Raw genomic sequence first — 10693 nt, 5'->3', positions numbered from 1 at the left:
GCAGCGGTTCTGGACGCAGGGACCGGCGAATTGCTGGCAGACCGGCAGTTCCGGGCCGACCAGGCCGGCTACGCGGCTTTGGCAGAGTTCGTCCTGGCGCACGGTGAACCGGCGCGGTTTGGGGTTGAAGGCACCAACTCCTATGGAGCAGGCCTGGCCCGCCACCTGCACCGGAACGGGTTCGAGGTCGCAGAAATCATCCGCYCCAACAGGGCCGCGCGGCGCCTGCGCGGCAAATCCGACCCTCTGGACGCGGTGGCCGCCGCCCGGGAAGCTCTTGCYCACGATGACCTGCCGGCATCCAAACACGCYAACGGTCCCGTGGAATCGATCCGTGTCCTGCACCTGGTGCGTGACTCGGCTGTGCRGGCCAGGGCGAACGTGCTGCGCCAAATCAAGGCCGTTCTGGTCACCGCCCCTGCAGCYCAGCGCGAGAAACTCGCCCGGCACACCGGCAAAGCCCTGCTCGATGCCCTGCGCCGCGTCCGCCCGGGTGAAGTGCTCGCCGGGACCGAGGCTGCCACCATGATTGCCCTGCGCCACCTCGCCCGCCGCCACCACCTCCTCACTGAAGAGATCGACGAAGCCACCGACCAGCTCCGCGCCCTCGTCCAGGCCACCTCTCCGGCCCTGCTCGCGGCCAAGGGCATCGGCATCGTGACCGCCGCGCAACTGCTGGTAACCGCAGGGGACAACCCGGAGCGGATCAAGAACGAAGCCGCGTTCGCTGCCCTCTGCGGCACCAGCCCCCTGCCGGCATCCTCCGGCAAGACCAATCGCCACCGCCTCAACCGAGGCGGAGACCGTCAAGCCAATGCAGCGCTCCACCGCATCGCCCTGACCCGGATGAACAGCGAACCACGCACCCGGGCCTACATCCAGAAACGAACCAGCGAAGGCAAAGGCACCAGGGAAGCCATCCGCTGTCTCAAACGCGCCATCGCCCGCGAGGTTTACCGGCTCCTAACCAACCCGCCCACCACCCCGGGAACCGAGGACCTACGCCCGGCCCGGCTCAAACGCGCCATCACCCTTCAAACCGTCGCCTACCACTTCGGAGTCCAACCCGCCCGGATCTCAGAAATCGAACGCGGAAAACTCCACGACACCGCCCTAACAACCGCCTACCGGCAATGGCTTAACGCCGCTTGACGAGACATAGGAGCATCAAACAGCGAAGTTCGGATGAAATACTGACGGTCATGGACGGGACCGAACCGTACACAGCCGCGCAGGAAGTGATCGTGGCAGAAATCGAACGCGGAAAACTCCACGACACCGCCCTAACAACCGCCTACCGGCAATGGCTTAACGCCGCTTGACGAGACATAGGAGCATCAAACAGCGAAGTTGCTTCTAGTGGTTCATGGAGTGGGGGAGTGGGGCGGCATGACGCGGTAAGTGCCACACGTCGGCACGAATTCTTCTGCGTGCGCTGGGCTTTCACTGGGTCCGCCGGGTGCCGGTTCGGCGTCGGGGCGTGTCTGTGTCGGCGACGTGCTTCCGTCGGCACTCCCCGCATCGTTCGGTTAAGAGAAGGTGCTGTCGGTCAAAGGCTTAATAAACATCCGGAATTCGGATGCCATCCCCATCGCGGGCCCTCGTTGGCATAATCCCGACCGGCTCGGCTGCCAGTCGCATGCCGGCGAAGAACTCATCTAACAGCGGTATCTGGCATGAAAATCTGATAATTTATATGGGTTCAAAACGGGGCAATTTTGCACATATCCGCAGGTCAAAGCCCATTTCTTCTACCCATCTCCCGCAAATAGTTTGTGACCACCAATGTTAGGTATTCGATGCGCCGTGAGACTTCAATCGGTCGGCCGCAAACTTCTGTTGACCGGATTCGGGCCGCGGCCCTTGAGAGTCGCACGTTCGGGGGAGAGCAACCCACCGTCGGCGCAGAATGATGCTCCCGGAACATACAGCTGCTCAGCGGCTGATATCGAGCCGGTGCGACCCGGGCCCCTGTGAATCGTCTGGGGAAGGGAGCTTCGGCTACCCAGCTCTGAGAAGAAGGTTGGGTGGGTCTGGTGATCCCTGGGTCGGGGCTTTTATCGGTTCCGCTAACGGGTGGGTCGGGTCGACACATGCCAGGCGCGGGGCGACAGACCGTCAGGATGGCTGGTGACGATCTGCTCGACGCGGTCGCGGCCGGAGGCGAGTAGCCCCGGCGCATCGTGGGAATGGCTGCTCGGCCGAGCCGACGCGGCGGGAGGCGCTACGCCACACGGTAGTGCATGTGCGTGACGCCGGGTGCGTCGATTACACGCGTCAGCTCCAGTTCGGCGCGTTCTGCGCCACCGAGCAGCACCGGGATCAGATGGATCTCCAGCTCATCGAGCAGGCCCTCGCGGAGAAGGGACTGGGSGAGCCCGGCCCCGTGCACCATCACGTCCCGGTYACCGGCTGCTGCCTTGGCCTCGCGGACCGCCGTGGCCGGGTCGTGCACRTAGTGGACCCAGCCGCTCTGCGGYTCGGGCAAGGGGCCACGGGTGGGCACGAAGATGGGCACGCCGTGGTGGTCGCCGCCCCAGTGGCCGGCGTAGTCAAAGGTCTTGCGGCCGACGACGACCGCGCCGGTCGCCATTGACTCGGCGAGGACSTGCCCGCTGACCCCCGGCGGGTCGAAGTGGGGATAGTCGGAGACGGGCTCGCCCAGCCACTCGTGAAGTCGGAGACCGCCGGTTCCGAGCCCGTTGTCCGGGCCATCGTCGGGACCTGCGATGTAGCCGTCGAGAGACATCGACTCGGAGACGGGCTCGCCCAGCCACTCGTGAAGTCGGAGACCGCCGGTTCCGAGCCCGTTGTCCGGGCCATCGTCGGGACCTGCGATGTAGCCGTCGAGRGACATCGACATGTACAGGATGGCCTTGCTCATGGTGATTCTCCTCGCGGTGGTCTGTCAGTGATGCCGAGTRGGAAGGTAGAGGAGTTCYTGGGTGCGGCCGTCGAGCGTACGACTCTCGATCAGCTCCAGGTCGAAGTCGGCGGCACCGGCGAAGATCGGTGCGTCTCCGGTCTGGCCGCTGATCACCGGGAAGATGGTCACCTGGAGCCGGTCGACGAGGCCGGCGGCCATGAGGGTCCGGTTCAGCGAGAGGCTGCCGTGCGAGCGAAGCGGGATCTCGGATTCATCTTTGAGCCGTGCGACGACATCGACGGCGTCGCCGCGTGCCAGAGTCGCATCGGGCCAGTCGAGAGGATCTTCCAGCGTGGACGAGAGCACCGTCGTGGGCTGGTGCTTCATCCTGGTGTTCACGGGATCGATCGCCTCTGAATCCCGCGTGAGCGTTCCGAGGAACCGCTGGAACATCCGGAACGTGTTCGCTCCGAGGACCAGCCGCAGATCCTCGCCGTACTGCGCGACGCGGCGATCCAGGAACTCGGGACCTTGTTTGCCCCAGTAACCACCCCAGTCGCCGTGGGCGTTGTACGAGCCGAAGCCGTCGAGGGTGGTGAACACGTCCCAGGTGGACCTTGTTTGCCCCAGTAACCACCCCAGTCGCCGTGGGCGTTGTACGAGCCGAAGCCGTCGAGGGTGGTGAACACGTCCCAGGTGTAGATGGCAGTCACGATGGTCTCCTGATTCTCACTTGGTGGGGCCGGACGCGTACCGGGGGAGTCCGGCGGGCCGGTACGTCTGCAGAATGATTCCCTTCGGGAAGGCCCGCGTCGCTACCAGTTCGAGCGCCAGATCGGGGCCGTGTTCGGGGAACAGCCGCGCGCCCTGGCCGACGATCACGGGGCACACGAGAAGGGTGAGCTCGTCGACGAGGTCGTTTGCCAGCAGCCAGCGGGCGAGTGCGCCGCTGCCGTGCACCTGCAGTTCGCCGCCGGGCGGGGTCTTGAGCTCNGGCAGCGCCGAGGCGCTGCTGAAGTATGCGAACAGCCGCGCGCCCTGGCCGACGATCACGGGGCACACGAGAAGGGTGAGCTCGTCGACGAGGTCGTTTGCCAGCAGCCAGCGGGCGAGTGCGCCGCTGCCGTGCACCTGCAGTTCGCCGCCGGGCGGGGTCTTGAGCTCGCGGATCGCGCTGGCGAGGTCCCCGGAGAGCACGGTCGTGTTCGCCCAGACCGGGTCGGTGAGGGTGGTGGATGCAACGTACTTCGGCCTGGTGTTCAAGGCCGTGGAGATCGGGTTGTCGCCCTGGTCGGAGCCCCAGGTGCCCGTTCCCCAGGACCAGGCGAACATCTCGTACGTGCGTCGGCCGAAAAGGAACGCGTCGGCGCGCTGGTAGTAGTCGCCGACGTAGGCCAGCGACTCGTCGTCGAACAGCGGCCTGGCCCAGCCGCCTCTCTCCATGCCCGGGCCGAAGTCGGGATGACGTCCGCCGTCGGACTGGTAGACACCGTCGACGGACACTTGGATGTTGACCTTCAGCTCCATGGCAGTGGTTCCTCGTCTCATGGTGGCGGTCGCGTTGGGATGCGCGCCGACTGATTGCTCGATATGTACCCTAAGAAGTGAAGCACGCTTGACCCTAACTGAGTATGCATGGAACTGCGGCTGACTTGCCGCCAAGTAGGCGCTCGTCCTCGAGACCCTCCCTGACCTGATGTGACTCGGCAACTGTCAGTTCTGAGGTGGCTGACAGGGCTGCGGGCGTTGCATCGTGCGGCTGCATGTTCGACGACCCTGGGCGTGGAGCCATCGGCAGCAACGTCCGCGTCGCCCTCCAGGATCTCCTTCGCCGCGACGAGGTACTCGGGGTTCCGATCCATGATCTCGGACCACAGCGCGCTGTGCTCACCGACCTTGATCGCGCGCCGGGCCTGGACCTTCGTCCGTGTCCGGCCACGAGCGGGTTGTCGCCGTCAATGTCCGCAACGAGGGGAGGTAGGTAGAAGTAACCGGGCTGGCTTGTATCGGGGTTTCCGCCTATCAGGATCCGGGCGCCGCTGTGGCGGGCTGCTTCCACGAGGTTGCTAGCGATGTCGTACGGTGAATCCCCCGTCCACCGTGTACTGCGATCCAGTGATGAACGAGGCCCGGGCCACTCCGTACTCTTGACACACTTCACCCCGAAGGCCAATATTATGAATTCGCAGCGTGCCGCAGCGATGGCTATGGATCAGGAGCGGTCCCATGAAGGCTACAGACAGGACGGGTGCACTCAGCGGAGCGGTGTTTGTCCTGCTGGGCTTGGCCGGCAACGGCCTGTCCCAGCAGCCGGGTCAACCAGATAGGCCCACGGGCGAGGAAACCCTAAAATCATGGGACTGGTACGCCGGTAACCCCGTCGCCCAAGTGGCTGTGAGCATGGAGCTGTTCGGGTTTCTGGCCTGGATGGTGTTCGTCGCGTACCTATTCACGCGAGCCAGGGACGCCGGGTGGCTGGCAACAGCAGCGCTGGTGGGAGGTATTGCGGCCATCAGTATAAAGATCGGCTCGCTGGCGCCTACGGCCACGGTCTATTTACTGCGTGACGAACTCTCCCCGGAAAGCGCACACATACTGGGATACCTCAGCGGGACCGGGTTCATGGCGCACGTTCTCGCTGCCGGGTTCTTCGTGGCCGCCGCAGCTGCCGCAGCCATGAAGGCGGGAGCCGTTGGCAGGATCATCGGCTGGGCCGGTATCGCCTTCGGTGTCATCAATATGGCCGTGATCATCATCGGCGGCGTCAATATGGACCGGTCCTTCTACGCCCCATCGTTCCTGCTGGTCCTGCTGTGGATCCTGGTGGCCAGTCTGTGGCTGGCGTTTCGCCGGGACCGATCAGGAGAAGCGCCGGCCGCCGGCGTCGGCAAGCCGGCAGGTTTTCTTTCCGCCGGTCCAACGGTGACAAGCCGGGAAGAGCGCAGCCATCCACGCAGGCTTAGTGGAGGCTCTTGACTCCAGGCTTTCAGCGAGCACTATTCACGCACGGAGCGCCTTTCTAAACGACGCCTCGCCGCTATGAACAGGCCGGGCTCGCGAATACCATCGTCGACCTCAGACGCACCGTTAACGCCCTCGAATACGACCTCGCGGCCGCTCGGGAAGCCTTGGCACGGGAGCTGGCCGAACCGGATCGAAAGAGTCTGACTGCTCTGCCAGACAGGTCCAGAGGGCTGATGAATGATTGATGACACCTGTGGTCTCGGCATCTCGATCGAGAACTTGGGCATGCCCGTAAAGGAACCCTTAGTGGGACGTTCGTGCACTGTCTCGTACCCGGAGGCTCCTGTTGTCGTACTCAACTCAGGTGCTTGTTCCTCGTCCTTGGCGAACGAGATAAATTGTCCGAGACCCCCAGAGAAGACTCACGACGACAAGCTTCCCCGGCGTCATGACGGGGCCGGCCGTCAGCCGGCCGCGTGCTTTCGCCGCTGTTAGGCCGGCTTTCGTCCTTCCAAGGCACCGTGCTGGACCCGCTCGTATGAAACGCCGCTGGTTGCTAGTTGTCCGGTCCGATTGAAGTATTGACCCGTTTGCCGCTAAGGGCTAGGGTCGCCCTGCGGCCACGGTTCAACGTAAGGAAGGGACCATGAAAATCCTCGCGGCGGTTTCGATGGCGTCACTGCTTGTCCAAGTCGCCGGCGCACGGAAGGCGATCCGTGACCAGGTGCCGTACGACACTCCGTCCGGGCACGGGAAGCCCGAGAACGTCGCCCGGGACATGTGGACCGCGGGCAGTGGGCTGGCTGCACCGTGGCCCGTCCTTGCGGCCCAGACTATTGGCACCCTGATGCTCTTTGGCAAGCCACGGCCCTGGGTTGGGAGAGCCTTGGGATGGCTGGGCTGCGCCTATATCTACGGCCACCTTAGTGAACGCAGCATCCGGGCATCCTTCCGGCACCCCGATACGAAGACTACTCCTCTGACCGTCCTCGGCACCGTCCTCTCCATTGCCATGGCCTTGTCGGGGCTGGCACGGCGAGAGCGAGACGTCGGCACCCGGTAATGGCCGCTGCTAAGAGCGAGTCGAAAACCCGCGGTCCCACAGCAGTTTTTACGCCAGCTGCTGGGATCGACGGAAACCCCAACGTTGACATCCCCGAGGCGGACGGTCTGACACATCCGCTGCACCTTCTTGTGCACCGGGGAGTGCCCGGAGACCACCTGTCGCTGTACGTGCTGGGCAGCCCGGCAGCCGCAAGGGCGTGCCCGGGTGAATTCGTCAATCGGTAAAAGCGACGGGGTGGAAACAACCTGAATTTGGATCCGACCGGTCCTTGCCGGCCGGGCCGGAGTCGTACTTTCTGATCAGTCACTCCGATCGTCCGGTCAGTTAGTGAACATGTGGTGATCGCAGTGGAGTGGGCTTGTTTGTGCTGGATTCGCAGGCATGTGTTGTGCTCTTTTATGAGCACATAATCCATCCATCACATAGACCCCCGGGGGTATGCCCTTAACCATGTATATGAGAAAGGCATACGAGCGGTGCCGACTTGCCGTCAAACGTGTGCTCGGCATTCATCGCGCGGATGCAGCGCCTGCCCGAGCTGCTGCCCGGGCTCGCCGGGGACGACGGCGAGCGCGGACCTCGACGCGGCGATGAAGGCCAGCGGGCTAAGCCATCTCACCGCAGTCTCCGGCGAAAGTTGGGGGATGGGTGTCGCAGCCCCGCCGCGACGCATGCCTATGCAAAGCGGCTGTTCAGCGGGGACTTTCGCCACCCACCCCTGAGTTAAGAGTTGGTGCGGACTCTGGCGATCTTCAGGCCGTGCCTATGCAGACTTCAGTCGCCGTACCCGAAAGAAGATTCCAGGAAAGCGGCGGAAGGAATTGCCGTGCCGCTGTTTCAAGCGAACGGTTCCAAATGCGATCTGGTGCGTCCATGTTCCGGCTCTCGGGCGCGCATTTCAGCCCTGTCAATAGCGCGAGTCCATTGAATAGTGCCTGCCAGCGGGGCCGGAAACTACTGTCCTCACGGGGCCGGATGTGGTTTACATGTTCAGTCGACCCTGAGTTTCGCCGGTCGGTGACATCTGGTGTTCCAGTGTGTGATCTGCCAACCCTTGCTCTCGACGTAGCTGCCGAGACAACAGTTTCCCTGGTGCCGGCTTCGCGTGCGTCCCTCACTCTCGGCCATGTACTGACTGGCATGGGCGCGGACTATGACCCGTCGGTCCGGCTGGAGGACGTACACGTCATCCGCCACGCTTTCAAGCCGGGCGACCCCGGTGCGCTGCATTGGCCGGAGGACCTGACCGAAGATCGAGTCCTCGCCTACACCAGAGAGCAGGACGTCTCGCCCCGTCGCTTCCCCTCAGTCCCTCCGCGCTACTGGGTGATCCTCGTCGCCGACGGCCAGCGCCGCTCCCGCTTTGGGGCACCTTCGAGAACCACGGCGAAGTGGCCGCGGAGCGCACTGAGGTAAACCGTTTCTTCGACTTGCGCCTGTCAGGCTTCCTTGCACCCCTGAACGACCGGGTCGTGGTCGAATGGGACAACCCCCGCAGCTGGCACCGGAGCGCCGGCTCCGCCAGCGCCTCCCGCATGCCTGTGTTGGAGCGACCCGGTCTGGTTCTTCGAAAAAGCCTTCAGCGCGGTCGCGGAGGCAGCCGGGGCATCCTCGCCGGCCTCGGTTTCGTTCCCGCCGGACGGTCCGGTACCAGGCGTGGGACCCGACGCACGTCCTGACCATTCCCCTGAATTTCGGGGTCGATCACGTGAAGCCTGTGGTCGTGTTGTTCGGATGTGCGCGAGACGGTTCATGCAAACCGCAGTGGAGCGTCGCAACAGGGCTGGTGTCTGACTCCCGAGGATGGGGCCCGGTTCGGACGTTGTAGGAATGGGACAAATCTTACCGGCCGAGCTCAGTCGGTGACGCAACGGGTTCAGAGGTCAACCGACTAGTGAGTCTGGCAGGGTGGGTGGAGTGAAACTAGGCTCAGCTGTAGCGGGTGTTAGCGGCCATGAAAAACTGCCCGTAGCGGCAGCGCCGCTCAGCCGCTACGGGCAGAAACCAATGGCCATTGACAAGCGGGCTAACTTTCCGCTGTTTCTACGGCGCGGCTGTCGCAGTGTGCAATGCGGATCCGGGGACACTTGCTTTTATGCGATGGATTTCCTCCAACGGGGGCAGACGGCGTGCCACTGGGTTGCGGGCAACTGCGTTGGCTCTGGTATCAGTCGTTGCACTGACCTGCGGTGGGGACAGGATCAATGTCGGCCCCGTGAAAATAACGCCCGAGACGTCGAATGTACCTGCAGCATTGCAGGTACATGCCCAGGTACCGGCGCAGGGCATGATCCGCAGCGCCTATGCAATGTCATTAGCCGCACGTGTCGGCGGACTGCCAGTGAAGGCATCGTGGACGTACATCGACGGAATGCCCGGCCTGAACGCGCAATTGGATTCTTGGCTGCTCGGTGCACTGGACACCAAGGCGGCCGCTTCAGGAGAGCGGTACCGCCCCGCGATGGCCCTGAACACCAGGCCGGCAACCGCTATTGGCCCCGGAACCACGCTGACGGCAGAACCCGTCGCGGCCTCGGGAAGAGTGATCGTGTACCGCGAAACAGAGAACAACACCCTCCCGAACGGCACCAGCTCCGTCACCTCCCAAACGGTCTACGCCGACACAAACACCGGCCAAGTCCACCGTGCTGCGGACCTGCTAAGACCCGAAGCCCTCCCCCGAATCCACACCCTTCTCTCCAACACGGCGGGCTATAACCCCAAACCGCTGCCCAACGAAGCGGCGCCGCTTGACATAGTTCTGGATGACCAAGGGGCCCTTCGGATCACCACCGCCCAGACCGGGACCGGCAACCGCCCTGCCCGCACAGCGACGGCCACGATTCCGGCGCAAGAGGCCGAGAGCGCACTGGGCGAATTCGGCCGAAACGTCCTGAGCCAGCTCCGCAGCCACGCCCCAGTAGAGCTCCCGCCAGCCGCAACCCAGGCATTTCGACACGTCAACTGCGACATTGTCCCGTGTGCTGCCCTGACCTACGACGACGGACCTGACCCCCGATCAACCCCCAGGCTGCTGGCCATCCTGAGAGAAAAGAAGGTGTCGGCGACCTTCTTCATGCTTGGCATCAAGGCCGCCGCCAACCCCGCCATAGCCAGACAAGTCAGCAATGCCGGTCATGCCATCGGCAATCACACCTACAGCCACCCCAACCTAACCATGCTGTCTGCTGCCGGCATCATGAACGAAATAGGCCGCGCCCAAGCTTCTATCCAGGCCGCCACCGGTCCGGCGCCCACATTCATGCGCCCGCCCTACGGTGCGACAAACGCCACCGTCCGGCAGGCGGTAGGACTGCCACTCATCAACTGGTCAGTCGACTCGCTGGACTGGCAAAGCCGGGACCCTAACGTGTTCGTGCCCAAAGTACTCCAGGAAATAACACCCGGCGCTATCGTGATCATGCACGACATTCACGCCACAACCATCGCCGGCCAGACCTGGCTCATCACAGCCCTCCAGTCTCAGGGCTACCACCTAGTGAACGTTCCTGAACTCTTCGAAGGAACCCCACTCGTAACAGGCCAGACATACCGGTCCCGCCCCCAACGGTGGTGACCTCCTTAACGGTCATGCCGGTCGTCGGCATCCTTCTGGCCGCCGGCCTCCCGCACAGGATGTCGGGCCACCGTTCGTGGTACGGACCCGCGGGCCAGGCGGGCGGTGCTCCGGGCGCCGACAACGGCAAAGGCATCGGCGCGGCCGACAGCGACTGGGCAGAATAGTCGCCGGCAGCTTAAGCCAAAAACCGATCCCGCGCCGCGAACCCTAGTGACGG

10 protein-coding genes and 2 pseudogenes are annotated in these 10693 nt (G+C 63.8%); 6 read left to right on the top strand and 6 right to left on the bottom strand.

Annotated elements, in window-relative coordinates:
• The coding region (locus tag ASG92_RS19880; RefSeq protein ID WP_056632349.1) for an IS110 family transposase at positions 1-1152 on the top strand (1152 nt) is incomplete at its 5' end.
• Between the two features lie 1072 nt (positions 1153-2224).
• On the opposite strand, the gene ASG92_RS19875 is transcribed toward ASG92_RS19880, so the two are convergent.
• From ASG92_RS19875 to ASG92_RS30000, 5 genes and pseudogenes are all read right to left on the bottom strand, one after another.
• Positions 2225-2884: a dihydrofolate reductase family protein gene (locus tag ASG92_RS19875; RefSeq protein ID WP_240987219.1), complete on the bottom strand. Its 660-nt coding sequence runs from the start codon at positions 2882-2884 to the stop codon at positions 2225-2227.
• 24 nt (positions 2885-2908) lie between these two features.
• A complete protein-coding gene (locus ASG92_RS19870) occupies positions 2909-3469 on the bottom strand; it encodes a dihydrofolate reductase family protein (RefSeq protein ID WP_240987218.1) in 561 nt (186 codons plus the stop codon).
• A 126-nt stretch (positions 3470-3595) separates the two neighbouring features.
• Positions 3596-3859 (bottom strand): annotated as a pseudogene (locus ASG92_RS30005) (dihydrofolate reductase family protein); the annotation flags it as partial.
• A gap of 1 nt (position 3860) precedes the next feature.
• On the bottom strand, positions 3861-4393 hold a 533-nt coding region (locus tag ASG92_RS19865), incomplete at its 3' end, for a dihydrofolate reductase family protein (RefSeq protein WP_157372301.1).
• 406 nt (positions 4394-4799) lie between these two features.
• Positions 4800-4946: pseudogene (locus tag ASG92_RS30000) on the bottom strand (aldehyde dehydrogenase); the annotation flags it as partial.
• A 146-nt stretch (positions 4947-5092) separates the two neighbouring features.
• Here ASG92_RS30000 and ASG92_RS19860 point away from each other — a divergent pair.
• Complete coding sequence (locus tag ASG92_RS19860; protein WP_056632316.1) at positions 5093-5842, top strand: hypothetical protein; 750 nt, start codon at positions 5093-5095, stop codon at positions 5840-5842.
• 634 nt (positions 5843-6476) lie between these two features.
• Positions 6477-6893 (top strand): hypothetical protein, encoded by a 417-nt coding sequence (locus tag ASG92_RS19855; RefSeq protein WP_056632313.1) that lies wholly within the window; start codon positions 6477-6479, stop codon positions 6891-6893.
• A gap of 493 nt (positions 6894-7386) precedes the next feature.
• Here the strand turns inward: ASG92_RS19855 and ASG92_RS30335 are convergent, their stop codons facing one another.
• On the bottom strand, positions 7387-7515 hold the full coding sequence (locus tag ASG92_RS30335; protein ID WP_277309994.1) for a hypothetical protein: 129 nt from the start codon (positions 7513-7515) through the stop codon (positions 7387-7389).
• 473 nt (positions 7516-7988) lie between these two features.
• Between ASG92_RS30335 and ASG92_RS19850 the strand changes: the two genes are divergently transcribed.
• The 3 genes from ASG92_RS19850 to ASG92_RS28490 all read left to right on the top strand — a co-directional run bounded on the left by ASG92_RS19850 (position 7989) and on the right by ASG92_RS28490 (position 10640).
• Positions 7989-8312 (top strand): hypothetical protein, encoded by a 324-nt coding sequence (locus ASG92_RS19850; protein WP_157372298.1) that lies wholly within the window; start codon positions 7989-7991, stop codon positions 8310-8312.
• A gap of 925 nt (positions 8313-9237) precedes the next feature.
• Complete coding sequence (locus ASG92_RS19845) at positions 9238-10473, top strand: polysaccharide deacetylase family protein (RefSeq protein WP_240987217.1); 1236 nt, start codon at positions 9238-9240, stop codon at positions 10471-10473.
• Positions 10470-10640: a hypothetical protein gene (locus ASG92_RS28490; protein ID WP_157372297.1), complete on the top strand. Its 171-nt coding sequence runs from the start codon at positions 10470-10472 to the stop codon at positions 10638-10640. Before ASG92_RS19845 ends, ASG92_RS28490 begins: the two co-directional genes overlap by 4 nt.
• Positions 10641-10693: the final 53 nt, after the last annotated feature.

The sequence above is a fragment of the Arthrobacter sp. Soil736 genome, assembly GCF_001428005.1.
Lineage (GTDB): Bacteria > Actinomycetota > Actinomycetes > Actinomycetales > Micrococcaceae > Arthrobacter.
This window is presented reverse-complemented; position numbering and strand designations above follow the sequence as displayed.